Raw genomic sequence first — 23,534 nt, 5'->3', positions numbered from 1 at the left:
CAACCGAAGGTTGTCGGCTGTGCGTGTGGGTTGTTGGATCACCGGGCTGCCGTGGAGGTTGCATTCTCGGCATGCAAAGACTGATTCCGACAGGGGAAGCGGCGCGTCCCGTCGCCTTCGCCGAGGTGCCCCAGCCCGTCCCGGAGCCCGGTGAGGCACTGGTCAAGGTCGAGGCGTTCGCACCGAACCGGGGCGAGACGTTCCTCCTCGAGAACCCCAGGCCGGGGCTGCTGCCCGGCAAGGACATCGCGGGGCTCGTCGTGCAGGCGGCGGCCGACGGCTCGGGGCCCGGCATCGGCACCCGCGTGGTCGGACATCCGGCGCACGGCGGCTGGGCCGAGTACGCCGCCGTGCCCACGCACTCGCTCGCGGTGCTCCCGGACAGTGTCGGCAGCGTACGGGCGGCAGCCCTGCCCCTGGCCGGGATCACCGCCCTGCGCCTGCTGCGTACGGCCGGTTCCCTGGCCGGCAGGCGAGTGCTGCTGACCGGAGCGGCGGGCGGCGTCGGCCACTACGTCACCGAACTGGCCGTCGGTGCCGGGGCCGAGCTGACAGCGGTCACGGCCACGCCGGCTCGCGGCGAGCGGCTCGCAGAGCTGGGCGCGCAGGTGGTGCACGACGTGGCGGCGGCCCGGGGACCGTTCGACGTCGTGCTGGAGTCTGCGGGCGGGCCGGACCTGCCGGTCGCCCTCGCCAAGGTGCGCCCCGGCGGGCTGCTCGTCTGGTTCGGCCAGGCAAGCCGCACGCCGGTGACCCTCGATTTCTTCCAACTGCTGAGCGGGCCCGAGCGCGTCACGATCCAGCACTTCCACTACGCCGGCGCCCCCTACGCCCGCGACCTCGCTGCCCTGGTCCGTCTCGTGGAGCAGGAGCGGCTGCACCCGGAGATCGGCCGGGTCGCCGCCTGGGCGGAGACCGCCGACACACTGGTCGACTTGCGGGAGCGCCGGATACGCGGCAAGGCCGTACTCACAACAGGAGCAACACGATGAGCGTCACCGAGTTCGCCGCCGCCCAGTGGACACGCGCCACCGGTGCGGGCGTCGACCCCCACGAGTACCGGCGCGTGACCGAAGCCCTCGCCTCCGTCGCCGACTGGGAGGCGTCCTTCCTGCGCACCGGACACGCCCATCTGGAGCGGGCGGAGAAGGCGGGATCGTCCGTCTCCGCGGGGGAACATCTGCTGATGGCGGCCCGGTGGTTCCACCTCGCCACGCTCACGCCGTGCCCGCAGTCGAGCCGTGCCGCCATCGAGGCCGACCATGCCTTGAGCAGAGCACTCACTGCGCTGGAGCCCGGCGCGCGGCGTGTGAGCGGTGAGGGATTCACCGGCTGGCTGCGCGGCCCCGCCGACGCTCCTGGCACCGTGGTCGTCGTCCCCGGCCTGGACTCGGCCAAGGAAGAGTTCCTCGATCTGGCCTCCGCGCTGCTGGCCAGAGGGCTGGCGGTGTTCGCGATGGACGGGCCCGGGCAAGGCGTGCTCGCGGCCACGACCGCCTTGCAGCCGGACTACGAGCAGGTCGTGGGCCGGGTCGTCGATGCCCTCGGCGTCGCACGCATCGGGCTTGTCGGCCTGAGTCTGGGCGGCTATTTCGCGGCCCGGGCCGCGGCGCTCGAGCCGCGCGTGGCCGCGGCCGCAACCGTGAGCGGACCCTTCCGCCTCGGCTGGGAGGAAGTGCCCCCGCCGGTACGGGACATCATGGCCCGCCGCACCGGCGGCCCCGACGCCGCGCGCGCGTTCGCCCGCCAGGTGGACCTCTCCGCCCTGGCACCTCGTATCGCGGCCCCGCTGCTGGTCGTGGACGGGGGTCAGGACGTCATACCCGGCGTGACGAACGGCGAGCCGCTGGCTCGTCTGGCACCGCACGGCACCTATCTGTCCGTACCGCACGGCGACCACCTCCTCGGCAACGCACGGGCCGACTGGCTGCCCCACCTCACCGACCACATCACGCGCACCCTGACGGGAGCATCGGCATGAACCGCTTCACCGGGAGGACCGTCCTCATCACCGGCGGCACCAGCGGCATGGGCCTGGCGACCGCACACCGCCTCATCACCGAAGGCGCTCACGTCATCGTCACCGGCCGCACCCGCGCGCGAGTGGATGCCGCCGTCCAGCAGCTCGGTCCCCACGCCTCGGGAGTCGTGGCCGACGCCGCCGACCCCAGCGCGGTGGACACGCTGATGGAGACGGTCCGTGACCGTCACGGCCGTCTCGACAGCCTCTTCGCGAACGCGGGCACCGGCACGTTCCTACCGTTCGACGACATCACCGAGCCGGAGTTCGACCACGGCGTCGACGTCAACTTCAAGGGGGTGTTCTTCACCGTCCAGAAGGCACTGCCGCTCCTGGCGGACGGAGGCTCGATCGTCATCAACGCATCGTGGACCATCCACCGGGGCAACAGCGTCCTCACCCTGTACTCGGCGACCAAAGCCGCCGTGCACAACCTGGCCCGGACCCTCGCCGCCGCACTCGCCCCGCGCGGGATCCGCGTCAATTCCATCAGCCCCGGGTACATCGACACCCCCATGTACCCGTCCGCGGCACTGAGTGCGGCGCAGGCGCAGGCGCTGACCGGCCGGATCGCCGCAGGCCGCTTCGGACGTCCGGAGGAGATCGCGGCGGCCGTGGCATTCCTCGCCTCGTCCGACGCGTCCTACGTCAACGGCCAGGACCTCGTCGTCGACGGCGGCCTGGTCGGTGCAGTACCTGCCTGACGAACGGCCGCGCACACCCGAAGCGAGCCGGCTTCTCCCAGGCCCGCGCGGTCGACCGCCGTCCAGCCTGTGCCACTCGCCGCGCGAGAACGGCCGGTCACCGCGGAACGATCTCTCTGAAGTCCTGCGCAGCCCCAGGTCGGCGACTTTCGTCGGTGCCTCTCTTCTTCCTCGCCCGCCTGGGCCGTGCGGAACCGTACGAACCCTTCGACGTGGGCGGCGGTGAGCCGGCCAGGGTCGGTGGGCGCAGTGGGAGGTCGGCCTCGTGCGGGTCAGGGAACGGTCAAGGGTGGGGATACGGTGGCCGTCGGCATGGCCGGGCTCAGGCAGCGGGCGGCGGTGTTGACGAAGTCGTCGTGGGCGGCCTTCGCGGCCTCGCCGTCCTCGGTGAGCCGCTGCTTGGCCGCATCGCGGTCGGTGCCGGCCGTGGCGGCGGGGATCGCCGGCCGGATCGCGTGGATCAGCGTGATCACGCGGTCGGCCGCGGCGCGCACGGCCTGGTCCCCGATGAGGACGCGTAGGGCGACCAGCGGGCGGGTGACCGCGAGGCGGGTCATGTGGCTTTCGCCGCGCAGGGTCTCGATCCGGTCGGTCGCGGCGTCCTCGAGGACGGCGTCACCGCGCATCCACATCGCTGTGCGTTGGTCGGAGGCGGCGCGGGCCGGCGCGGTGACGGCCTCCAGGCGGTCGCGTCGGATCGTCTCGCCGTGGGTGACGCGCGCTTGCCGTTCGGCCTTCTCCCGGAGGCCCGACTTCTCATCGCAGGCGGTCGAGCCGGCAAGGAGGAGTCGGGAGCATGGAGCCCGAACGCCGTGGTGTTCCATCTGGAAAGTGGTGACCAGGAAGCCGCCTTCTGCATCGGCGACGACATCCCTGCTCTGGTGACCGATCGCGAGGGATCTGTCTGGACGGCTTACGGAGACGAAGGCATCTATGGAGGGCATCCGGAGTCTGCAGCCGGTCTTGCCGGCTGGAGTGCCGACGGCCGGGCAACCTGGACTCCGGGAGATCGCCTTCCTGACGTGCCTTTGGAGGGATGCACCGCTGCCACCGAGGGGGACCAGGTCTGGCTGATCTGGTATTCCGGCAGTCGGCGGGGAGGCACGTTCTTGACGCGGATCACCCCGTCGACCGGTGAGGTGACCAGCTGGCCCAGCCCCGTACGTGACCCGGACGGTTTCGCCGTGCGCGACCATCGAGCGGTCCTGACCAAGCGCGTTCACAACCAGCGGTCAACCGAAGTGGTGCGGGCCGAGTTGGATGGCGATACCTGGAGTGTGACCGAGCGGCGCAAGATTCGAGTGCCCGGACGGGTGGTCATGCGCTGCGGTCAGGGTCGCGACGGTCTTCTATGGCTTCGAGCCGGCGACACGTGGCTTCGCATCGAAGCCTGATAGCGGCCGAGAACAGCGCCCTCACCAGCGACCTGCTCACCATGACCGCAGGCCGGACCCTCCAGGGTTTCGCCATGAGCGCGATACCTCTCGGCATCGGCCTGATGCAGGACACACTCCCCCCGTGAACAGCACGGCTCGGCGACGGCCCTGATGAGCTCCTCCCCGGGCGTCGACGGCAGCCTCGCCCTGCCCGCCGCGGCCCTGCTCACCCAGCACACCGACTCGCACGTCCTCTTCTACGGCGCCGCGGCCTCGTCGTCCTCTGCATCGCCCTTCCCCTCCTCGTCGTCCCCCAGTCCCCGACCCGCACGCAGGGCACCTTCGGCGTCCTCGGTGTGACCGGGCTGTCCGCCGTGCCTCGTCCTCTTCCTGCTGCCCATCACCAAGGCCGGAGACTGGGGCCGGACCTCCGGCACCGCCCTCGCACTGTCCGGCACGGCGGCCGTTGTGCTCGTCCGGTGGCACTTGACGGAGCCGCGACGTGAGGCACCGCTGCTGGACCTGCGCACCACGGTCCGCCCCGCGGTTCTCTTGACCATGTCCCGCAGCTCCTGCCCCTGGTCGACTCTCCCTTCGGTCCGGGGCCGACACGTACAGGTCCTGAGCGCAAGCCCCGGACCTGTACACCGACCGGGGCTACGACCACGACGTCTACCGCCGCCGACTACGCACCGACTGAAGCCCGCGACGAGATGGGCGACGCCTTCCGCGGACTCGCACACTGTGTGACCTTCGCCCGCTGAGCATTCTGAAGGGACCTATCGGGCGGGAACCGTCCCCAGTAGTGCACGGGTCTCGGCGACTACCCGCGCGTTGAACGCTGGGTCGTGCACTTGTGCGGAGCCTCGCATCGGACGTCCCTTCTCGTCGTAGTAGACACCGGTGGCGTCGGATTCGTCGGTGACTATCCGGGTGATCATGCGAGCAGCGGTGCCCGGGTTGGTCCAGTACTTGATGAGCGGTGCCGGCGGCGAGAGCACGTACTTCGACAACAGACGCAGGAATGGGCTGGCGTCACGACCAAGATTCGTGCCGGGGGCGAAGCCGGGCTCGATGGCGTTGAACCGCAGCCGGGGTGTTTCGCGGGCGAAGGCGAGCACCGTTGCCAGGTTGCACTGCTTGGACGTGGCGTAGGCGTCTGCGCCGGGCAGTTTCGAGCCGCCGGGCTTCCACTCACCCCGGGTGCTCGCCTCGGCGGAGATGTACCGGGCGCCGCGGAAACCGGCCATGGTGGCGGGCTTGCGCTCCGGATCCTCCACAGCCGAGACGATGAACACCACCTGCGTGCCGTCTTCGAGGTGGGGCACGAGCGCCTCTGTGAACACGAAAGGCCCGATGTGGTTGGTCGCGTAGGCGATGTCCCAGCCGACGGCGTTCGTGCGGGGACGGTGGGGGAAGATGCCGGCGTTGTTGAGGACGCCGGTGATCGGGAGGCCGAGCTCGATGATCTGAGTGACGGCGCGTCGCACGCTCGTCAGGTCCGAGAGGTCGCAGAGGACGGACACGGCCTCGCCGCCGCTGCTTTCGATGCCTTCGCGTACGTCGTTGAGCTTGGCGGCGTCGCGCCCGACCAGCACGACGGTTCCGTGCTTGGCCAGTTCGAGGGCGGTGCGGCGGCCGAATCCGGAGGTCGGGCCGGTGATGACGTAAGTCCTGTCGGGCATGGCGCTCCTTAGTCGTCTGACTAGTCAGTCATTGATGGGCGCGCGGATACGGGGAAGTGGACCCCGCGCGGGTCAGCCGATCATGCGCCAGAGCGCGTCGAAACCGGACTGCTTGTGCTCGTCGGCGCGATCCGGGTCGCCGATGATGTAGTCGATGGTGGCCTCGGCCAGGGCGTTGCACAACGTGAACACCAATGCCGCCGGGGCGTCGCGCATCGGGCCGTTCGCCCGGCTGCGCTCCAGGATCCCCCCGATGCCTGTCATGGTCCGGCCTGCGGACTCGTGGGTGGACGCCGTGATCTCGTCGGAGACCTGGAGCTGGGCCAAGGTGCGACGCTTCTGGGGATTGGCCGTCGCCCAGTCGATCCATCGGGACCACATGTGCAGCATCTGGGTGCGCACATCGGCTTCGGGCAGGCCGCCGAGTGCGGCTGCCCCCATCTCGCCCTTCAGCTCCAGGTAGAGCTGGTTCAGCAAGTCCGCTTTGGTGTCGAAGTAGGTGAACAGCGACCCGTTCGAGACGCCGGCCTCCTTCGCGATCGCCGCCGTCGTCGCGCCCAGCCCCTGAGCAGCGATGATCCCCGTGGCAGCGGCCATGATCGCCGCGCGTCTGTCTTCGCTTCTCGGCCTGGGCATGAGGACAGCATGTAGGAGAGTGGCCAGTCAGTCAAATGTGGATGCCGTCGCCCCGCTGCGCACGGTCTTGAGCACCTTGGCCTGGCCGGTCAAGGTTCACTGGCACAGACCACCGTCGCCGACGAATTCCTCCTGGGGGAAGGCCGGCGCCCGGACGCCGACCGGATCGCGCGCGAGCTGCTGGCGGAGAGCAAGAGCTCGGAGCAGGCCCGGCGGGCGACCGAGGGCGCCAGGTCTTTGCCGCACGGCATGCGTGGGACGCCCCGGTGCGCGGTCGGTTTGTCTGTCAATGCCCGTCCTTCCTGCCCGTCCTTCCTCTCCGATTGGGCGACTGCGCAGTCCTGTTCGGCTGCGGCCTTCTCGGCCGCGCAGTAGAGCGGGCCGGCCGAGAGCCGCAGGCTCTGTGCGGCTGCGGTGGCAGCCAAGTAGCGTGTGCGTTCATGAGCGACCATCCGAAGACCGGCCTGGGCGACGTGCTCGCCCACGTAGTGAACTGCGACCACGAGGGTGAAGAGCCCGACTTCAGTGGCGGTCGACGAGTCGAATACGTCGTGACCGGGATCCGCGGAGCGCTCGTCGACGCCCATGCCGTCGACGACCCGACGAACAAGTACGTGACCCCGGCCGACGTTCTCTCGCAGAACCTCGAGACCGAGGTCGGTTCGCTGCTCGGGCGCCGCTTCAGTTGCCGTGTCGTGCCCGGCAACCCCGGCACCTTCTTCGTCGATTTCCAGCTGGCCCCGGAGCCAGGCGCTCAGACGTCCGTGTGACCGGCGCGTGGGACAAGCCCTTCGTGGACGGATCACCGCTGGTCACGAGCTTCCCTCGCTCAGGTCGACGGCCGGGGTCGGCTGGTCCTGGCCCGGCAGGAAGACCTCGTCGTGCTCGTCCAGGTCGTGGCCCGAGCCCAGGAGATCCGGGACCATCCGTGCCCATGAGGTCTCGCACGCCGCGAGGGCGTTTGTGAGCGGTCTGGAACGAGCCGAGCTCGTCCGGAAGGTCGCGCCAGGGCGAACAGGTGCGGTACTTCCACGCGATGACCTCCAGCGTGCCGGGGGCCCCTATCTCCTTGGTCAAGGTCGGTGGGCCAGGATGGCGGTATGGCGACCTGGTTCCGCACCTACTACGAGGACGAAGATCTTTGGCTGTACTTCGAGGCCGATGACGAAGGCTGGGCAGCGCGGCAGGTCGAGGTCCGGGGGCAGGACTCGCGTCCGGTGACGGCGGCTTCCTCGGAGGAGGTTCTGCACTTGCGTGATCATGCTGATCTCGCAGCGATGGGCCGCTATGAACGGCAGTACGGCGTTCTCGCCGAGGGTCCCCTGGACGGCTGGCAGGACCAGCCGCAGGCGGCCGAGATCTCCGCCGAGGAGTTCGAGCGGCTGTGGGTCGAAGCACGGCGGGCTCTTGGCGGTTCAGCCTGATCTGACGGGTTGGGGTTCGTAGAAGGTTCCGTCGTGGAGCATCGCGAAGAGGACGTCGGCCCGGCGCCCAGCGAGGCAGAGCAGGGCCTGGGTGTGGTGCTTGCCCTGGGTGATCTTCCTGTCGTAGTAGGCCCGCGATGCCGGGTCGCCCAGAGCGGCGAACGCGGAGCGGAAGAAGGCCCTCTTGAGCTGCTTGTTTCCTCTCCTGGAGGGTTGTTCGCCGCGGATTGACGACCCGGAACCGCGAGTTGCCGGGGCGAGGCCGGCGTAGGCGGCGAGGTGGCCGGCGGTGGGGAACGTGCTGCCGTCACCGACTTCGATCAAGATCCTGGCTCCGGTCCTGACGCCGACTCCCGGCATGGACGTCAGGACCTTCGAAAGAGGGTGGGCCTCCAGGAGTTCCTCGATCCGCCCGGCCAGCAGTTTGCGCTGGTCAAGGACGGCCGCCAGCGAACCGGCCAGGCTCGGGACGATCAGCGCGGCAGCGTCGGTCCCCGGGACCGTGACGGTCTGCTCTCCCAGAGCATCGAAGATGTCCTCGACCAGCCGCTCGGCCATCCTCGGGGCCTTCGGCAGCAGCAAGGTGACCAGCCGCCTTCGGCCGGCCTTGCGTATCCGGGCCGGGGAGCCAAACCGCTCCAGCAGCGCAAGGACGGCAGGGTGCTGCGACCGCGGCCCCAGGACCCGTTCCAGCGATGGATGGATCTGGGTCAGCAGGCCGTGCAGCCGGTTCGCGACCCGGGTGGCCTCGCCGGTCAGGTCGTCGTCGAAGCCGACGATCATCTCCAGCTCGGCGATCGTCTCATCGAGCTTTGACCGGTCGTCTCCAACGCGGCGGACCGTCCACTCTCACACCCCGTCGGGGAGCCTGGTCTGCCGGGATCAGACCGAGGCGGTACGGCCAAGTACCTCTGCAGTTCGACGTGTTGGGGGCAGCGGGAGGGCTGGCGTCGGCTGTATGACCACCAGACGTCGCAGAGCCGCTGCAGCCAATCTGCTCACCCTCTCCCTGTCCCTCCCGCTCCTGGGCGCCGCACCCGTCGCCTCCGCCCAGGGCGCGCGGACTCCCTCCCGGGTTCCGTACACGAGCGGGTTGGCGTTGCCGCTTCCCGCCGGTCCCAACTCCGTGGGTCGCCGCGTCCTTCACTTGGTCGACCGACACCGCACCGACCCGTGGGTGCCGACGGCGGGGAACCGGGAGCTGACGGTGTCGGTGTCCTACCCCTCGCGCGGGGCGAGCGGTCCCCCAGCGGCTTAGAGCTGCGAACAAAACCGCATGAATGCCCGAATTCATCGTGTCACGCAGGATGAAGCCATGGAGAACGAAGCGCGGACCGGCCCTACTGCTCGGGGAAGCGCAACAGGCGCGGGATGAACGTGCAGGTCCTCGCCCAGGTCCTCGCCGACCCCTTCGGCGGCTGTTGTGGAGCCAGGCCGAGATTACGCAGGGTCTCGAACCAGAACTGCTGATCGTCCTGGAACATCATCCGCTGGATCGCATCTCCCTCTCAAGGAGGGCCTGGAAGGTGCGCGGGGGCCGACCGGTGAGGCGCTGGACGGTGTCGGTGATGCGGTCCTCCGCCCCTTCGGCGATGGCACGGTCCATGCCGGCCAGCATCGCGGCGAACTCCACCGGCACCTGCGTCGTGAGGCGGTCGCGCATCTGCTCGTAGGACAGACGGCGGTGGACCACGGGCCGACCGGTGACCTCGGTGATGACCGCGGCGATGTCGTCGTAGCCGAGTGCCTCGGGTCCGGTGAGGACGAGATCGGTGTTGGGGGCTTGCTCGTCGGTCAGAGCGCGGACGGCCACGGCCGCGATGTCCTCGGCGTCGACGAAGCCGACCCGGCCGCTTCCGGTGGCGGTCCAGATGATGCCCTCGTCGCGGATGCTGCGGGCGTGCGCGTGCGTGCCGGTGAAGTTCTGCATGAACCACGAGGGGCGCAGTACCGCCCACTGTTCGAACAGATCGGGCAGGGCCTGGTGCACCGTTCCCACCGCCGGGCCGCCCTCGGGGACGGCCGAGGAGCTCAGCAGCACCGCGCGGTGCACGCCGGCGGTGCGGGCCTGATGGAGGAACGGCAGCATGATCGCCGCGGGGTCGGAGTCGCCCAGGGGCGGTATGAGGTAGACGTGGTCGACGCCGTCGAGGGCGGTCGCGTGGGTGGCGGGGTCGTACCAGTCGAAGGGGACCGGCTCGGCGCCGGCGACCGGGGTGGCCCGGCGGCTGGCGGCTTTGACGCGGTGACCCGCGGCCGTCAGCTGTGCGGCGGTGCGGCTTCCGGTCGTGCCGGTGGCGCCGATGACCAGAGTGGTGCCGGCGGTGGTCATCGGCTGCTCCCGGTGAAGTCGGTGCCGGGTTCCTGGACGGCGAGGGGGTTCCAGTAGTCGCGGTAGGAGATGATGTGCCCGTCTCGAACGGTCACGACGGCGATGTAGGTCATGTCGAAGGGAGCGTCGCTCTCCATCAGGCGGCCGACGCCGCGCATCTCGACCACGATGGTCTCTGGATCGGTGGTCTGGTGGATCCGCAGGTCGGGGAAGTCGTGCAGGTCGATGTGGTCGGGGTAGTGGCGCATGTAGGCGGCGATGGCCTCCTTGCCCTCCAGACGCCGGGGCCAGCCGTCGGGGGCGAAGGGGAACTCCATGAGGCCGTCCTCGGCCCACAGGGCGACCCACCCGGCAATGTCCTTGTCGAGCAGCAGTCGCAGGCTGCGGCGGTACAGATCCGTTGGGGAGATCGGTGCGGACATGGGTATCCTCCAGTCGTAGAATCCGGACCCCGGGTCCGCTTCGACGATATGGACCACGGGTCCGTTTTGCAAACGGAAGGAGCGGCATGCCCGAACGCCAGTCGTCCCGCAAGGACGCCATCCGCAGCCGGGAGGCCGTGCTCGCGGCCGCCGACGCCCTCTTCGCTCGCCACGAGAGTCCCCAGGACGTCACCATGGCCGACGTCGCGGCAGCGGCCGGTGTCGGCAAGGGCACGATCTTCCGGGCCTTCGGCGATCGCGCCGGGCTGCTCCGCGCGCTGTACGAGGCACGGCTCGAACCGATCAGGGAGGCCGTCGAGACCGGCCCACCGCCCCTGGGGCCCACGACCCCACCGCAGGATCGCGTGCCCGCCCTTCTCGACGCCGTCCTGTGCTTCAAACTCGACAACCGGCGCCTCGCACTGGCTCTGGAGGAAGGCGGGAGCAGCAGCCCGTACCGGGCGGAACACTACGAGCGGTGGCACAGCCTGCTCCGAGCCGTACTGGAGCAGATCCCCAGCCTGACCGACAGCGACTTCACCGCCCACGCCCTGCTCGCCGCCACACGAGCCGACCTCGTCGAGCACCTGGCCGGAGAAGAGCGTATTCCGCGGGAAAGAATGCGGGCACAGTTGGCGAACTTCGTCACCGGCGTCCTGGCCTCCGGTCCACTCCAAGATTTGACCGCCGAGGAGTGATCGAGGATCGGGCGAGTCCTTGATCAGTGGGGCCTCTCGCAAACGACCCTTTGCCGCAGCAAGATCGGCACCGGTCCGCCGAACCCTCGTTGATCTTGGTTCGGTTCTCAGAACCCGTTCTCACTCAAAAGAGGGACGGGCCCCCTTCTGGGACTTGCATGGTGCGAAAATCCGAGGCCATGACGGACCCTCAGCACCCTTCCCCTGCTGACCGGTCGGACGCGGACGACGTCGAACAGCACGCCTGTCCGAAGCGTGACGCGCAGCCCGGCTCGCCGTGCCGCTCGCTCGGCGGCGCGGTCGCTTCCGCCTACCGCACCCGCCGCTTCACCATGGTGCCCTGGCTGAAGAAGGCGCTGCGGGTGCCCACCCCCGCCGACCGCGGTCCGGGCCGGCCGTGGCGGCCGGGCACCCCGCCCCCGGCGCCGGTCGACCCGGACCTGCCGAGCGCGGACATCCGCATCGGCTACGCACGGTGCTCGACGCTCGGGCAGGAACTCGTCTCCCACCTCGACGCGCTCAGCAAGCACAACATCCCCAGGGACAAGATCTTCAGCGAGAAGATCAGCACCCGGGTACCCAGTTCGAGGAGGCGCTGAAGACAGCGCGGGAGATCAAGGCGCACGCCCCGCACTGCCGGGTCAACTTCACCGTGTACGAGATGAAGCGGCTCGGCCGCGATGCCGCCGAACTCACCGCCCTGGCGGACCACCTCACCGCCCGCGGTCCGGTACTGGAGATGCTCGCCGGACCCCTGCCCGGCAGCTACGACCCCACCGGGCCGGGCAAGCTGCTGTTCGCATTCTTCGCGGCGATGGCGGAGACCGAGCGGGAGAACATCCGCGAGTTCACCCTGGAGGGGCTCGACACCGCCGCCCGCAAGGGCAAGCACGGCGGCAGGCCCCCGGTCATCACCGACGACATGCTCCACACCGTGCTGCGGCGCCGGGCGAACGGCGAGTCCGTCGAGCAGATCCAGCCCGACCTGATCATCCCCACCGGCAAGCGCAAGGGACAGAACCCCTCCGTCGCGAGCATCTACCGGGCACTCGCCGAGCACGCCAAGCGCGAGGCGTACCCCGAAGCCATCGAACAGGCCCACGCCGACTTCGCCGCCCTCCAGAACGGGGAAGTCCCCTGTCCGCGTACGGAGGCCGAGCCCGCTCGGTGACGAGCGTGCCACGTCAGCGGCTACCGCTGATTTCCGTTCGGATACTCCCCGAGGGCCTGTGCGAGCTCCGGCGCCCGGCCACCCGGATCACCAGCCTCGTCCTGGGTGTCCTCACCCTTCAGCCGACCAGCTCGGACCGACGAGGGAAAAGCCTCACTGCCCGGAATACTGCCCTCCAGCTGCCTCCATATCTGTTCCGCCGGAGTGAGGGTTTCGACGGAACCTGCACACAGCTTTATTGCCACAGCAATCGAAGTGGCATCTTTCGCCGCATGCAAGCCGCTCCGACGTGCTACTGTCGGTGTCAGTTGCAGTTGTGGTTCCCAAAACTTCGGGTGCGTTTCAGGCGGCCTTCGCGCCACTGAAATGATCCTGGTAATTCCGGTCTTTTCCGGTCGGGGCAATCATCGCGGCGACACGGCGTCCGCACGGTGCGGATTCCGCTGCACTGCTCCGAAGGAGAATGACATGGCTACTGGTACTGTGAAGTGGTTCAACGCGGAAAAGGGCTTCGGCTTCATCGAGCAGGAGGGTGGCGGCGCTGACGTGTTCGCCCACTACTCGAACATCGCCGCTCAGGGCTTCCGCGAGCTGCTCGAAGGCCAGAAGGTGAACTTCGACATCGCTCAGGGCCAGAAGGGCCCGACGGCCGAGAACATCGTTCCTGCCTGACACGGCTGACACATACTTGCAGCTGGGGCCCGCATCCTTCGGGGTGCGGGCCCCAGCTGCATGCATCTCACGGCAGCAGTTTCATCCGAGATGCCGCACCCGGCACCAGCCGTACTCGGATCCCTTCGGGGCCGCGGATGTTCGCCCTGACTCCTCTGCGGCCGAGGCCCCCGAGTGACACACCGACATCGCGGTCGCCTTTCCTCTGCCGGCGCCCGCGCGGACTGCGCTCGGCCAGCTTCTCTCTCGCATCCCATCCGGCCCATTCTTGCGATTCTCCGTGCCGCTCATCGCTACGGGAATTCCTTGATACGCGCCGCATCAAGGAAGGTTCCGAATGAACGGCACATCCACGAGCAACCGCTTCACCCGAGCACGTAACGGCAGCGCCGGCTCAGGAAAGAGCGGCAGCACATTCGGCTCTTCGGCCCCGAACGGCCCTGGCGGGTCGGCACGTTCCGGTGGTCACAGCCCCCGGCCTGCTCGGGCGCAGGGTGAGTTCGTCCTCCCCAGGACGATCAGCCCCACGCTTCCCGCCGTGGAGAGCTTCGCTGATCTCGACATGCCCAGGGAGCTCCTTGCCGCGCTCGGCTCACAGGGCGTGACCGTTCCGTTCCCGATCCAGGCCGCCACGCTGCCGAACTCTCTCGCCGGTCGCGATGTCCTGGGACGAGGGCGCACCGGCTCCGGTAAGACCCTCGCCTTCGGGCTGGCGCTGCTGGCCCGTGTGGCCGGGCAGCGTGCTGCCGCGAGGCAGCCACTCGGGCTGATCCTCGTACCGACGCGTGAGCTGGCGCAGCAGGTCAGTGACGCGCTCGCTCCGTACGCCCGTTGTGTGAAGCTGCGGCTGGCCACGGTCGTGGGCGGGATGTCGATCGGCAGGCAGGCCGGTGTGCTGCGCGGGGGAGCGGAGGTCGTCGTGGCCACACCCGGGCGTCTCAAGGACCTCATCGACCGCGGTGACTGCCGGCTGGACCAGGTTTCCGTCACCGTCCTCGACGAGGCCGATCAGATGGCCGACATGGGCTTCATGCCGCAGGTCACCGCCCTGCTCGACCTGGTCCGCCCCGGAGGGCAGCGCATGCTGTTCTCCGCGACCCTGGACCGCAACGTCGACCTGCTCGTGCGCCGCTACCTCAGCGACCCCGTCGTGCACTCCGTCGACCCCTCGGCCGGCGCGGTCACGACGATGGAGCACCACGTGCTCCACGTTCACGGTGCCGACAAGCACGCGGCCACCACCGAGATCGCCGCCCGCGACGGCCGCGTGATCATGTTCCTCGACACCAAACACGCCGTCGACCGCCTCACCGAGCATCTTCTGAGCAGCGGGGTGCGGGCCGCCGCCCTGCACGGAGGGAAGACGCAGCCGCAGCGCACCCGCACGCTGGCGCAGTTCAAGACCGGGCACGTCAGTGTGCTGGTGGCGACCAACGTCGCCGCGCGCGGCATCCACGTCGACAACCTGGACCTCGTCGTCAATGTCGATCCGCCGACCGACCACAAGGACTACCTGCACCGCGGCGGCCGCACCGCCCGGGCCGGCGAGTCCGGCAGCGTCGTCACCCTGGTCACCCCGAACCAGCGCCGCGGTATGACCCGCGTCATGGCGGCCGCCGGAATCGTCCCGCAGACCACCCGGGTCCGCCCCGGCGAGGAGGCCCTGCACCGCATCACCGGCGCCCAGGCCCCCTCCGGCCCGGTACGAGGACGACCCTCCGCCTTGCGATCACACGCACCAGGCGCCGCGGGGCCCGCCCTTCGGGCGGACGGCGCCACTTTCGAAACACGCCCTAGAACTCTCGTGCTCAGGAAGCCGACCCATCTCTGCAGGAGGCACCTCTTGACGCTGGTCCAGATGCACCCCCGTTCCACGAGCACCGACGCCGTACGGGCGGCTGCCGATCCCATGGTCTTCGCCGGGCCGCAGGTCTGGGACTCGATGACCGTCGAGGTGGCGCTCTCGGTCATGGCCGCCGCCCGCACGGGCCACCTGGTGATCTGCGACGAGGACGGCCGGCGCATCGGCCTGGTCACCCTGGCCCGGCTCACCGCTGTCCGTGACGGCTCCGGATACACGGACCGGGTCCGGCTGCGCGACATCCCCGGCGGCTTGGGGCCCGCAACCTCGCCGGAGGCGATGCCCGGGGCCGAGCACGTGATGCGTCACCAGCGGCTCGGGATCCCGCCCATGGCCGCGGAAGACGGCGGCGCTCCGGGCGTGCTCGCCCTCTCCCGCTGAACCCTCCTCCTCAGCACGCTCGGCCCCGTCCTCTCTACTCCCTGTGAGCCATCATGCGCTGTGTCATCGCCCGCTTCCCGTTCGACCTGACGAGGAGCGGTGTGCTGGAATCGATGAAGGGCGTCAAGCCCGAGCCGGTCACCGGTGCCTTTGTCATCATCGGGCGACGCCACTACCCCGCCAAGCAGGTCGGCCAGGTCATCACGCGCCAGGACCGCCGCGATTTCAGCACCGGCGAGGTGCTGAGGGCCCTGGGCCACCTCGGTTTCACCTGCCGCACCCGCCCCGCAGTCGCACCAGCGCTCACGACCAGCCCGTACCAGCGGGCTTCCGAAGCGCTCGGCACTCCACCCGTCCGCCTGACCTATGGGCAGGTGTGAGCCGAACGGAGCGAGCCGTGAGGCCCGACCGGCACACGCCGGTCGGGCCTCACCGGTATCGTGCCGCTCTCGGCGCGGCGGCTGCTCGTGCCTCCTCGCCCGCACCGCGACCCGGGGTCATGCCCATGGCACCGCTGTGTTCAGCAGGCGGCCATGGAGATGGCGATGTAGTGCGCGGTGAAGGCTGCCACCGTCAGGGCGTGGAACACCTCGTGGAAGCCGAACCAGCGCGGTGAGGGGTCCGGGCGCTGGAGGGCGTAGACCACCGCGCCCGCGCTGTAGAGGAGACCACCGGTCACCATCAGTGCGGGTATGGCAGCTCCGCCGTTGTGCAGGAAGTCGGGCAGGAAACGCACCGGCGCCCACCCCAGGGCCACGTAGCAGGGGGTGTACAGCCAGCGTGGGGCTTTGACCCACAGGACGCGGAAGGCTGTACCGGCCAGCGCGCCCGTCCATACGATCCACAGCAGCAGGGCTCGCTGGTCAGGGGCGAGGAGGAGCACGGCCAGTGGGGTGCAGGTGCCGGCGATGATCAGGAAAATGTTGGCGTGGTCGAGGCGGCGCAGAACGGCCTCGCCCAACGGGCCCCAGGTGCCCAGGTGGTAGACGGTGCTCGTCCCGAACAGCAGCCACGCGGTGACGGAGTAGACGGTGCAGGCCAGGGCCGCCTCCTGCGTCCGGGCCAGGGAGATCAGGACGATGCCGGCGCTCAACGAGGCGGGGACCATCGCCGCGTGGAGCCAGCCGCGTAGCTTCGGCTTGACCGGCTCGGCCAGGTCGGTCGCCCGCTCCACCAGAGCGGCAACCGGGCGAAGCACCGCACCGGCACGGCCGTGCGGAGAGGGGGCGAGACCGGCTGAGCCATTCCCCTCTCCTTCCGTCGGCACGGAGGGGACCTCTTTCTCGTCTTTCTCGTCGGAGTCGTCCCGGGGCGGAACTTCCCGTTCCACGCGGGACTTCCGGGCGTCGCTGGTGGCCATGTGGCCATGCTAGGAGGCGGTCCGGACAACGTTCACGGAGGTCCTCTTCGTGCCACCGGACCGACATCACCGGCGGTAGCCCGTTCGCCGCCGAGTGAGGGTGAGCCCCTGCGATCCACCGCCCGACTGAGGTCGCGGAAGCTGTGTAAGACGGGCCGACGGTGGGAACGATCGAGATCCTCGACCGCGTACCGCTTCTCGACAACGCCCAAGGACAGCCGATGCTCCCCGAGTTCCGTCCCGACGCATCCGACCCGCTCTCACATCACGTGGAGCAACGACTAGGACTGTCCCCACAACTCGAAGCTCACCGGCTCGACGTGGAGCGCGTCGCCGACATCGCGGTCCTCGCATCAGCCCATTGCGACGGCTACGCGGCCACCGCGCACCTCCTCGGGCTGCTGGCGGCGCTCCCCGCCCCCACCGAGGCGGGGGAACAATTCTGGTCGAGCCTGTGGAGGTCGTCGGGCACCGCCTACCTCCTGCCGGCCAACATCAGGGACCTGGTGCTGCGTTCGCTGGCCGGAGAAGGAGCCGACCTGGCCGGGCAGATCCTCTCGGCCGTCGATGAGATGACACCGCCCCAGCGCGTCGCAGCCGGCGAGGTGATCGGCCAAGCGCTCACCGAATCCGATCACCTCCCCGACCTGAAGACGCGGCTCCTCGGTGAGCTGTGGCTGCGGGACCTCGAACTCACGGCCTGGCGGGTCCTGCACGCGGACTGCAGATCGGCTGACCCCGGCAGGCGGCAGGCGTTCCTCGACGCATGGACGAGCATCTGATCGTCCTCGAACTCGCCCGCGGCACATCACGGGGCCTGCTGGGAGGGACAGGCAGTCCTGCCGGAGGGCCCACCATCGGGCCGGCCCGCCGCAGGCGCATGCCGCGACGGAGCGAGCCGGGCAAGCCTGCCCTGATCTCGAGGAGCCTGACGCGTGCTGCCTTCGGGCCGGCCGAATCGGAGGCACCCGACGCGACAGGACTGAAGAGTGCCTGCCGGCTACCGACGACATCCCGGACCTTCAGACCGGCAACTGCCCGAACCACCGGGCCCCGCTCCACCACCGGTTCGGGTCAGGCCGAGGGCTTCGGCTGGCCGGCGCCGTGGGCGCGGAGTTCCTCGTTGATGCGTTGAGCTTCTTCGAGCTGGTCTTCGAGGATGACGATGCGGCAGGCGGACTCGACGGAGGTGCCCTGATCGACCAATTCGCGGGCGCGGGCGGCGATGCGCAGCTGGTAGCGGGAGTAACGGCGGTGGCCACCTTCGGAGCGCAAGGGGGTGACCAGGCTGTGTTCGCCCAGAGCGCGGAGGAAGGCGGGGGTGGTGCCGATCATCTCGGCGGCCCGGCCCATGGTGTAGGCGGGGTAGTCGTCGTCATCGAGAGGGACGACGGAACGGGTACTGCGAGGGGGCATAGACCTCTTCTTCCGGGACGGACGTGTCGAGGGGCCCGGGCGCCGACCGGCGCCCGGGCCCCCGAGCTTTCTACACCATCTGCCGGCTGACTGCGCCGGCCTTCTTTTTCCGCAGGTTCCGCCTGGGAGGGCAGGGCTGCGGGGATCGCGGATGCGTGACCGGGGACCACCTTCCAATCCGGGGCCTGCGGTACCCGGGCGGACTGCTTCCTCGCCCGGGCGATCCTGATGGCGTTCTGCTCCTTACCTCTTCTGGTCGAACCATCTGCGCTGACGGCTGACGCGCTACCGCTTGCCGCCCCTGGGGCCGCTCGGCCCGGCAGCCGGCGGAGGAACCCACACCTTCGGTTCCGCCGCTCCGCTGCCGGGCCGCATCTGCGTCAACCTGCTTGCACGGCAGTTCGTCTCTGCCGCGCCCTTCGACTTCTGGGCTACGCGGAAAACACTAACCCCGGCCGACGCTCATGTCTACTTCGGCCGCTACAGATTTCCTCCAGTCCGCGACATCATGATTCTGCCTCTGAAGCATCCGGAAGAGTGACCTGCTTGGTTGAGGGCCCTCCTCGGGGCACAAGCTTCACTCAGCGGTGCAGCAGACCAGGCGGGGTGTTGGGCACATGAGCGAACGGAGACAGGCCGAGACAGCCCGTGGCGCGTCTGCTGGCTTCAGCCCCAGCGTCTCCAACAGGTACTGCTGCGCGGATATCAGCCGTTCGCACCCGGCGCGCTGCGCCGCCACCCACGCGCCCAGATCCTCGCCCTGCACGATGACCTGTCCCGCCGTCTCGGGGAGTGTCCCGCCGGCGCGGACGTGGGCCTGGGGCAGCCGGTAGATGCGCTGCCCTCCCGCATCCCGCCCCGGGCACCGTCTCGCGTCGATGGCGCCTTGCGGTGCCGACAGCACCGAGGCCCTGACCGCGGCCCCCGCGGGGCGCCCCTGTCCGCCGACGAGCACCTGGTCGCAGAAGCCGGGCGCCTGCTCGGCATCCGCCCCGCGGCGCCACGGCGAAGGGGCGGCCCGGTGACCGCCTGGTGGTCACCTGCGAGGCCACCGACCGCGACCCGGACTGGACCGGGAACACCCAGATCAGCGGCGACCGACCTGATCGTCGCTCGGGGCCGCGACTGGTACAGCGCGGCCGCGTCCGCCTTGAACTCGGCAGGGCAGTGCCTCATGACCACGAGAAGCCCGTTCTCAGATCCTCAAGATCCAGTGTCTCGTGTGTCCGGGATCAGAGGTCTGTGTCTGTCCAAGACCGGAGGTCAAGGCCCGTTCGCTCCGACGGACGCCCGCAGTTCGGAGGTGCGGCTGCGGCGCCTCGTCACAGGTACTGCGGAGCCGGACGACGGCGTCGTCGTAACGACGGCCGTACCGGGGACAGGGTCGCCGGACGGGCCGGAAGTGCCCCTGTCGGCCGGCCCCGTAACGGTGATAGCCGCTGTCGGCGACGGCGAGCCGGGCGCAGTCGAAGTGGTTTCCGCGGCGCCTTCCGTGCTCTGGCCGGTACATCCGGCCAGTACAGCGCAGCAAATGAGAGCGCCGGTCACGAGCATGCGGTGCTTCATGTCGCCTTCCTTCGTCACTGACGCCGCAACAGGTACTTGTGCTGCCCGGAAAGCACCAGCTCGCCCCGCTGGTTGTGGATGGTCGCGGCCGTCACCACGACGCCGTTGTCGCCCTGTCGTTCCAGGCCGGTGATGGTGAGTGCCGGATACAGGGTGTCCCCGGAGTGGACCTCGGCGAGGAAGGTGCAGGAGAGCTCGAGGAAGCTGATGAACACCTCGCCGATGAAGTGCGGGAACAGCGTGGCGCCGGGTGCGGTGAAGGCGAGCACCTGCAGGCCGTGGACGACCGGTGCGGAATGACCGTGCCTGCGCGCCCACTCGGCGTCGTAGTGCACCGGGTGGTTGTCGGCGGAGACCGTCTGAAAGGCCGCGGAGTGGGCGTCTGTCAGGGTGCGGCTGGGCGCCCGGAAGACTTCGCCGACGCGCAGGTCCTCGAACGTACGGGCCGGCACGACCTCGAACGCCTCGGGGTCGAAGGGGGCCGCTGCGGGCGTCACCGGGTCTGCAGAAGGCTGTGTCATCGAGCTGTCCTTTCGTGGGTGTCGCGGCGAGGGGACGACACGCGCCGGCTCACTTGCCCGGGGTGATGCGAGCAGCGAGGAGGTTCGGGTCGTGGTCGGTGAAGTAGGCGCCGCTGGCGATGTAGGCGGTGGTGCCCCGCACGGCGAGCGAGGTCGGGTTCTCCAGACCGTCGGCACCCGTGAGCACGACCTTGTGCCGGCCGCCGGGCCTGACGAGAGCGACTTCGTTGTCTGCGTTGATCGCCGCCAGGAGCGTGTCACCCTGGCCGGTGAAGTCGAAGTCGTCGATGTTGATCAGGCCGGATGCCCGGGTTTCGACTGGACCGGCCTGGCCGTGCCGGGTGACCGGGATACGGAGCACGGTGCCCTTGTCCAGGTTGGACACCCAGACCTCACCGCGGTGAATCTTGATGCCGTTGGCTCCGAGGAACCCGTCGGCGGCCAGTTCGGGTGCGGTGGACCATCGGGTGGGAGTGCCCCCGCTGACGGGCACCCGCCAGACGGTGCCGAGGACCGAGTCGGCGATGTAGAGCCGGCGTTCGTGCAGGTCGATGGCCAGGCCGTTGGGCAGTCCGGCGGCCGGAAGCGCGGCGATGCGCTGCGGGGTGCCGCCGGGCCGCAGGCGCCAAAGGCCGGTCAGGTCGCTGCTCCCCGTGGCGTAGAGAAAGTACAGCGTTCCGTCGTGGGCGCGGACGATGCCACCGAGGAAGGGCGAGGAAAGGGCGGGGGTGGTGGAGCCTGCCGGGGGCTCGGGCAGGGTGGCGAGGATGCGCACCTTGCCCGAGGGACCGATGCGTGCGATCTGACGGCTGTACGCGAAGGTGACGACGGCGCTGCCGCCCGGTTCCAGGGTGATGTTCTCCGGCCGCTGTCCACCTGAGATGTCCAGGTGCGCCACGAAGTGCACGCGTGGCGCAGGAGAGGCAGCCGCCGGGGTGGAGGGACCTGTCACCGTTACGGCAAGGGCGGCCGCCACGGTGGCGGCAAGGAAGCCGGTGTGCGTCCTCGTCATGAACTTGGACATGTGCGATTTCATTCTTTTCTCTTCCGTCACGTGAAAAGGGTTGGGTAGAGGTCAGGCGACGAACTGCTGACGCAGCTCACCGATCCCGCTCATGGAGCTGACGAGTGCGTCGCCGGGGGCGAGCCGGCGCTGTGGCGTGCGGCCCGGGCCGGCACCGGCGGAAGTCCTTGTGAAGATGACATCGCCTGGCACCAGCGGGAGTACGCCGGACAGCTTGGCGATGAGGGCCGGCGCGGAGAAGGTCAGCTGCTGGGTGCGCCCGCGCCGGCCGGCTGTCGGGCCCTGCGTCTGCTGCGGACGCAGCTTGCCCGGCTCCGGGACCAGCAGTGCCATGCCGCTCTCCGATCCATCGCAGGTGGTCGGCCGACGGTGCCCATGGCGCGCAGCTCATAGCGGGGCAGGCCGGAGGGACGAGGGACGCCGCGCGGCCGAACGACCGGGCCGCGAGACCGTCCGGCGTCGGGCTCGTGCTGTCAGTGGACCGAGCGCACAGAACGGGAGGCGCGCAAGATCAGGTCGGTGACGGGCCCGGGATCGCTCACGGACACGGCATGCGGTGCGCGGACGGTGACGGTGTGAGCGCGGGCGCGCTTGGCCATCCACTGCTCGGCGGCCGGCGGAATGTTGCGGTCCTCGGTGGCGGCGAGGTACCAGCTGGGGATCTTCTTCCACGCGGCGGCGGTGGCCGGCTCCTGGAGCGCGGCGAGCGTGATCGGACGCTGCCCGGCGGCCATGACCTCGGCCGTCGCGACAGGGACACCGGCCGCGAACTGCTCACGGAACAGGTGCTTCTTGATGACCAGTTCCTCCCCTCGGCCACCGCCGGGCAACGGGTAGTACTGGGTGGCGGTGGCCTGCCCCAGTGTGCTGCCCGGGAACTTGTCGGTGAGCTGGAGCGCGCTCTCCCCGACCTCGGGAACGAAGGCGGCGACGTAGACCAGGGCCTTGACCTGCGAAGCGTTGGCCGCGGCCTGGCTGATGACCGCTCCGCCGTAGGAGTGGCCCACCAGGACGATCGGTCCGGTGACGCTGTCCAGGACGCTGCGAATGTAGGCGGCATCGCTGGCCAGACCCCGCAGTGGCAGGGCCGGCGCCAGTACGCGGTGGCCGTGGCGCTGCAGGCGCTCGACCACGCCGCTCCAGCTGGAGGCGTCGGCGAACGCGCCGTGGATCAGGACGACCGTGGGTGTGTCCGGGCGGGCGTGCGGTCTGCTGGAGCGGTCGGCTGCCGTCGCCGGCGCGGCGAGGGCGGCGCCGGTGCCCAGCGCGGCGGCGCCGGCCAGGAGGGAAGCCGTCACAGTACGGCGTGAGATCGGTGAGTTCATTGTTCGCTCTCTGAAGAGGGGAGGCCGCTGCGCGACGCTCCGGTGGGCGTGGCTCAGGAAGTGGCCTTTACGGCTTCCTCGATGAGGTCGACGACGCGCTCGGGGTGGGAGAGCATCACCAGGTGGGAGGAGTCGACCTCGACGGTGGTCATCCCGGCCCGCTGATAGCCGTAGCGCTCGACGTCAGGGTTGATGGTGTGGTCGGAAGAGGAGACCAGACCCCAGGAGGGCTTGGTCTTCCAAGCGGCAGCCGGGGCCGCGTCGGCGAAAGCCTGGGCCGCGAGCGGACGCTGGGAAGCGGCGAGGACCTTCGTGAGGCGGGAGTCGACGTCGGCGGCGAAGATGGCCGGGAACTTGTCGGGCTGGACCGACACGTCGGTACCGGTTTCGGTCGAGCCCTCTATGGGGAAGGGCGTGTAGACGAGCGCGGCAGCAAGGTCGGAGTCCGGGAAGCGGCCCTGCAGTTCGCCAAGGCTCTCGCCCTTCTCCAGGGCGTAGCCGGCCAGGTAGACGAGCGCCTTGACGTTGTCCTCGGTGCCGGCGACCGTGATGACGGCGCCGCCGTAGGAGTGACCCACCAGGACGACGGGGCCGGGTGTCTGCCGGACGATCGAGGCGACGTAGGCGGCGTCACCGATGAGGCTGCGGTTCGGGACGGCGGGCGCGACCACGTCGAAGCCACGGGCGATGAGCCGGGGGATGACCTGCGCGTAGCTGGAGGCGTCGGCGAATGCGCCATGTACGAGAACGATGGTGGGCATGGCGGAACGGGACATGGAAGATCTCCTTCGTGGGTGTCGCAACGTGAATGCGGCACTGGCTGTTGAGCAGGTGAGGTGAGGTGAGGTGAGGTGAGGTGAGGTGAGGTGAGGTGAGGTGAGGCGTCGGCCGCTGCTTGCACCGAGGGCGCCGGCTCACCTGCCTGGGCGCTATGGCCGGG

Annotated in this window: 24 protein-coding genes and 5 pseudogenes; 15 read left to right on the top strand and 14 right to left on the bottom strand. The window is 69.6% G+C overall.

Going from position 1 to position 23,534, the window contains the following annotated elements; genetic code table 11:
- The first annotated feature begins 71 nt into the window (after positions 1-71).
- Genes IG64_RS28940 through IG64_RS28930 form a run of 3 tightly spaced genes read left to right on the top strand, consistent with a single transcriptional unit; the run spans position 72 to position 2,724 of the window.
- Entirely contained in the window at positions 72-992 is a 921-nt protein-coding gene (locus tag IG64_RS28940; protein ID WP_037861498.1) for a zinc-binding dehydrogenase, read from the top strand.
- Complete coding sequence (locus IG64_RS28935) at positions 989-1,981, top strand: alpha/beta hydrolase family protein (RefSeq protein ID WP_037861497.1); 993 nt, start codon at positions 989-991, stop codon at positions 1,979-1,981. Before IG64_RS28940 ends, IG64_RS28935 begins: the two co-directional genes overlap by 4 nt.
- On the top strand, positions 1,978-2,724 hold the full coding sequence (locus tag IG64_RS28930) for an SDR family NAD(P)-dependent oxidoreductase (protein ID WP_037861496.1): 747 nt from the start codon (positions 1,978-1,980) through the stop codon (positions 2,722-2,724). The genes IG64_RS28935 and IG64_RS28930 overlap by 4 nt, the downstream gene beginning before the upstream one ends.
- Positions 2,725-2,996: 272 nt before the next feature.
- Here IG64_RS28930 and IG64_RS28925 read toward each other — a convergent pair whose 3' ends face one another.
- Positions 2,997-3,350 (bottom strand): hypothetical protein, encoded by a 354-nt coding sequence (locus IG64_RS28925; protein ID WP_199811672.1) that lies wholly within the window; start codon positions 3,348-3,350, stop codon positions 2,997-2,999.
- Positions 3,351-3,431: 81 nt separating this feature from the next.
- Between IG64_RS28925 and IG64_RS39495 the strand changes: the two genes are divergently transcribed.
- The 3 genes and pseudogenes from IG64_RS39495 to IG64_RS42480 all read left to right on the top strand — a co-directional run.
- A complete protein-coding gene (locus IG64_RS39495; protein ID WP_234438644.1) occupies positions 3,432-4,118 on the top strand; it encodes a hypothetical protein in 687 nt (228 codons plus the stop codon).
- A gap of 5 nt (positions 4,119-4,123) precedes the next feature.
- Positions 4,124-4,658 (top strand): annotated as a pseudogene (locus IG64_RS42485) (MFS transporter); the annotation flags it as partial.
- A pseudogene (locus tag IG64_RS42480) lies at positions 4,646-4,864 on the top strand (IS5/IS1182 family transposase); the annotation flags it as partial. The pseudogenes IG64_RS42485 and IG64_RS42480, both read left to right, overlap by 13 nt.
- Positions 4,865-4,879: 15 nt before the next feature.
- Here the strand turns inward: IG64_RS42480 and IG64_RS28915 are convergent.
- Together IG64_RS28915 and IG64_RS28910 are read right to left on the bottom strand one after the other, a co-directional pair.
- Complete coding sequence (locus tag IG64_RS28915) at positions 4,880-5,785, bottom strand: SDR family NAD(P)-dependent oxidoreductase (RefSeq protein WP_037861493.1); 906 nt, start codon at positions 5,783-5,785, stop codon at positions 4,880-4,882.
- 72 nt (positions 5,786-5,857) lie between these two features.
- Positions 5,858-6,421, bottom strand: coding sequence for a TetR/AcrR family transcriptional regulator (locus IG64_RS28910; RefSeq protein ID WP_037861491.1), 564 nt, complete (start codon positions 6,419-6,421; stop codon positions 5,858-5,860).
- Between the two features lie 440 nt (positions 6,422-6,861).
- Here IG64_RS28910 and IG64_RS41275 point away from each other — a divergent pair, with 440 nt between their 5' ends.
- A complete protein-coding gene (locus IG64_RS41275) occupies positions 6,862-7,191 on the top strand; it encodes a hypothetical protein (protein WP_051813432.1) in 330 nt (109 codons plus the stop codon).
- 187 nt (positions 7,192-7,378) lie between these two features.
- On the opposite strand, the pseudogene IG64_RS41700 reads toward IG64_RS41275, so the two are convergent.
- Positions 7,379-7,471 (bottom strand): annotated as a pseudogene (locus IG64_RS41700) (IS5/IS1182 family transposase); the annotation flags it as partial.
- Between the two features lie 50 nt (positions 7,472-7,521).
- Here IG64_RS41700 and IG64_RS28900 point away from each other — a divergent pair.
- Entirely contained in the window at positions 7,522-7,845 is a 324-nt protein-coding gene (locus tag IG64_RS28900) for a hypothetical protein (protein ID WP_037861489.1), read from the top strand.
- On the opposite strand, the pseudogene IG64_RS28895 reads toward IG64_RS28900, so the two are convergent.
- The 3 genes and pseudogenes from IG64_RS28895 to IG64_RS28885 all read right to left on the bottom strand — a co-directional run.
- Positions 7,837-8,652, bottom strand: a pseudogene (locus IG64_RS28895) (IS110 family transposase); the annotation flags it as partial. The gene IG64_RS28900 and the pseudogene IG64_RS28895 overlap by 9 nt on opposite strands.
- Positions 8,653-9,328: 676 nt before the next feature.
- Positions 9,329-10,177: an NmrA family NAD(P)-binding protein gene (locus tag IG64_RS28890; protein WP_037861488.1), complete on the bottom strand. Its 849-nt coding sequence runs from the start codon at positions 10,175-10,177 to the stop codon at positions 9,329-9,331.
- Positions 10,174-10,599, bottom strand: a complete 426-nt coding sequence (locus IG64_RS28885) for a nuclear transport factor 2 family protein (protein ID WP_037861487.1) — start codon at positions 10,597-10,599, stop codon at positions 10,174-10,176. The genes IG64_RS28890 and IG64_RS28885 overlap by 4 nt, the downstream gene beginning before the upstream one ends.
- An 86-nt stretch (positions 10,600-10,685) precedes the next feature.
- On the opposite strand from IG64_RS28885, the gene IG64_RS28880 reads away from it, so the two are divergent.
- From IG64_RS28880 to IG64_RS28860, 6 genes and pseudogenes are all read left to right on the top strand, one after another.
- Positions 10,686-11,297, top strand: coding sequence for a TetR/AcrR family transcriptional regulator (locus IG64_RS28880; protein ID WP_037861486.1), 612 nt, complete (start codon positions 10,686-10,688; stop codon positions 11,295-11,297).
- Positions 11,298-11,476: 179 nt separating this feature from the next.
- Positions 11,477-11,896 (top strand): hypothetical protein, encoded by a 420-nt coding sequence (locus IG64_RS42475; protein WP_234438643.1) that lies wholly within the window; start codon positions 11,477-11,479, stop codon positions 11,894-11,896.
- Positions 11,893-12,468 carry a recombinase family protein gene (locus tag IG64_RS42470; RefSeq protein ID WP_234438645.1) on the top strand — a complete coding sequence of 192 codons (576 nt, stop codon included), beginning with the start codon at positions 11,893-11,895 and terminating at the stop codon, positions 12,466-12,468. Before IG64_RS42475 ends, IG64_RS42470 begins: the two co-directional genes overlap by 4 nt.
- 468 nt (positions 12,469-12,936) lie before the next feature.
- Positions 12,937-13,140 (top strand): cold-shock protein, encoded by a 204-nt coding sequence (locus tag IG64_RS28870; protein WP_037861485.1) that lies wholly within the window; start codon positions 12,937-12,939, stop codon positions 13,138-13,140.
- Positions 13,141-13,477: 337 nt separating this feature from the next.
- Positions 13,478-14,905 (top strand): annotated as a pseudogene (locus IG64_RS28865) (DEAD/DEAH box helicase); the annotation flags it as partial.
- Between the two features lie 530 nt (positions 14,906-15,435).
- Positions 15,436-15,762, top strand: coding sequence for an SCO5918 family protein (locus IG64_RS28860; RefSeq protein WP_037861483.1), 327 nt, complete (start codon positions 15,436-15,438; stop codon positions 15,760-15,762).
- A gap of 140 nt (positions 15,763-15,902) precedes the next feature.
- On the opposite strand, the gene trhA is transcribed toward IG64_RS28860, so the two are convergent.
- Positions 15,903-16,742: a PAQR family membrane homeostasis protein TrhA gene (gene trhA / locus IG64_RS28855; RefSeq protein ID WP_234438642.1), complete on the bottom strand. Its 840-nt coding sequence runs from the start codon at positions 16,740-16,742 to the stop codon at positions 15,903-15,905.
- 161 nt (positions 16,743-16,903) lie between these two features.
- Between trhA and IG64_RS28850 the strand changes: the two genes are divergently transcribed.
- Complete coding sequence (locus IG64_RS28850) at positions 16,904-17,524, top strand: hypothetical protein (protein WP_234438641.1); 621 nt, start codon at positions 16,904-16,906, stop codon at positions 17,522-17,524.
- Between the two features lie 292 nt (positions 17,525-17,816).
- Here the strand turns inward: IG64_RS28850 and IG64_RS28845 are convergent, their stop codons facing one another.
- The 6 genes from IG64_RS28845 to IG64_RS28815 form a co-directional block, all read right to left on the bottom strand.
- Positions 17,817-18,158, bottom strand: coding sequence for a MerR family transcriptional regulator (locus tag IG64_RS28845; protein WP_037861479.1), 342 nt, complete (start codon positions 18,156-18,158; stop codon positions 17,817-17,819).
- A gap of 1,580 nt (positions 18,159-19,738) precedes the next feature.
- Complete coding sequence (locus tag IG64_RS28835; protein WP_037861478.1) at positions 19,739-20,245, bottom strand: MaoC family dehydratase; 507 nt, start codon at positions 20,243-20,245, stop codon at positions 19,739-19,741.
- Between the two features lie 49 nt (positions 20,246-20,294).
- Positions 20,295-21,269 (bottom strand): SMP-30/gluconolactonase/LRE family protein, encoded by a 975-nt coding sequence (locus IG64_RS28830; protein ID WP_037861476.1) that lies wholly within the window; start codon positions 21,267-21,269, stop codon positions 20,295-20,297.
- A 51-nt stretch (positions 21,270-21,320) separates the two neighbouring features.
- Positions 21,321-21,602: a fumarylacetoacetate hydrolase family protein gene (locus IG64_RS28825; RefSeq protein ID WP_037861474.1), complete on the bottom strand. Its 282-nt coding sequence runs from the start codon at positions 21,600-21,602 to the stop codon at positions 21,321-21,323.
- Positions 21,603-21,742: 140 nt separating this feature from the next.
- Complete coding sequence (locus tag IG64_RS28820; protein WP_037861471.1) at positions 21,743-22,594, bottom strand: alpha/beta fold hydrolase; 852 nt, start codon at positions 22,592-22,594, stop codon at positions 21,743-21,745.
- A gap of 53 nt (positions 22,595-22,647) precedes the next feature.
- On the bottom strand, positions 22,648-23,370 hold the full coding sequence (locus tag IG64_RS28815) for an alpha/beta fold hydrolase (RefSeq protein ID WP_037861470.1): 723 nt from the start codon (positions 23,368-23,370) through the stop codon (positions 22,648-22,650).
- Positions 23,371-23,534: the final 164 nt, after the last annotated feature.

The organism is Streptomyces sp. NRRL S-340, assembly GCF_000720185.1.
Taxonomy (GTDB): Bacteria; Actinomycetota; Actinomycetes; order Streptomycetales; family Streptomycetaceae; genus Streptomyces.
Note: the sequence above shows the minus strand (reverse complement) of the source record. Positions and strands in the feature narration are given on the sequence as shown.

Bases quoted from the DNA above. Each gene is read 5' to 3' on its own strand.
- IG64_RS28940 (WP_037861498.1), top strand. From the start codon at position 72: ATGCAAAGACTGATTCCGACAGGGGAAGCGGCGCGTCCCGTCGCCTTC.
- IG64_RS28935 (WP_037861497.1), top strand. From the start codon at position 989: ATGAGCGTCACCGAGTTCGCCGCCGCCCAGTGGACACGCGCCACCGGT.
- IG64_RS28930 (WP_037861496.1), top strand. From the start codon at position 1,978: ATGAACCGCTTCACCGGGAGGACCGTCCTCATCACCGGCGGCACCAGC.
- IG64_RS28925 (WP_199811672.1), bottom strand. From the start codon at position 3,350: ATGCGCGGTGACGCCGTCCTCGAGGACGCCGCGACCGACCGGATCGAG.
- IG64_RS28915 (WP_037861493.1), bottom strand. From the start codon at position 5,785: ATGCCCGACAGGACTTACGTCATCACCGGCCCGACCTCCGGATTCGGC.
- IG64_RS28910 (WP_037861491.1), bottom strand. From the start codon at position 6,421: ATGCCCAGGCCGAGAAGCGAAGACAGACGCGCGGCGATCATGGCCGCT.
- IG64_RS41275 (WP_051813432.1), top strand. From the start codon at position 6,862: ATGAGCGACCATCCGAAGACCGGCCTGGGCGACGTGCTCGCCCACGTA.
- IG64_RS28900 (WP_037861489.1), top strand. From the start codon at position 7,522: ATGGCGACCTGGTTCCGCACCTACTACGAGGACGAAGATCTTTGGCTG.
- IG64_RS28890 (WP_037861488.1), bottom strand. From the start codon at position 10,177: ATGACCACCGCCGGCACCACTCTGGTCATCGGCGCCACCGGCACGACC.
- IG64_RS28885 (WP_037861487.1), bottom strand. From the start codon at position 10,599: ATGTCCGCACCGATCTCCCCAACGGATCTGTACCGCCGCAGCCTGCGA.
- IG64_RS28880 (WP_037861486.1), top strand. From the start codon at position 10,686: ATGCCCGAACGCCAGTCGTCCCGCAAGGACGCCATCCGCAGCCGGGAG.
- IG64_RS42475 (WP_234438643.1), top strand. From the start codon at position 11,477: ATGACGGACCCTCAGCACCCTTCCCCTGCTGACCGGTCGGACGCGGAC.
- IG64_RS28870 (WP_037861485.1), top strand. From the start codon at position 12,937: ATGGCTACTGGTACTGTGAAGTGGTTCAACGCGGAAAAGGGCTTCGGC.
- IG64_RS28860 (WP_037861483.1), top strand. From the start codon at position 15,436: ATGCGCTGTGTCATCGCCCGCTTCCCGTTCGACCTGACGAGGAGCGGT.
- trhA (WP_234438642.1), bottom strand. From the start codon at position 16,742: ATGGCCACCAGCGACGCCCGGAAGTCCCGCGTGGAACGGGAAGTTCCG.
- IG64_RS28845 (WP_037861479.1), bottom strand. From the start codon at position 18,158: ATGCCCCCTCGCAGTACCCGTTCCGTCGTCCCTCTCGATGACGACGAC.
- IG64_RS28835 (WP_037861478.1), bottom strand. From the start codon at position 20,245: ATGACACAGCCTTCTGCAGACCCGGTGACGCCCGCAGCGGCCCCCTTC.
- IG64_RS28830 (WP_037861476.1), bottom strand. From the start codon at position 21,269: ATGTCCAAGTTCATGACGAGGACGCACACCGGCTTCCTTGCCGCCACC.
- IG64_RS28825 (WP_037861474.1), bottom strand. From the start codon at position 21,602: ATGGCACTGCTGGTCCCGGAGCCGGGCAAGCTGCGTCCGCAGCAGACG.
- IG64_RS28820 (WP_037861471.1), bottom strand. From the start codon at position 22,594: ATGAACTCACCGATCTCACGCCGTACTGTGACGGCTTCCCTCCTGGCC.
- IG64_RS28815 (WP_037861470.1), bottom strand. From the start codon at position 23,370: ATGTCCCGTTCCGCCATGCCCACCATCGTTCTCGTACATGGCGCATTC.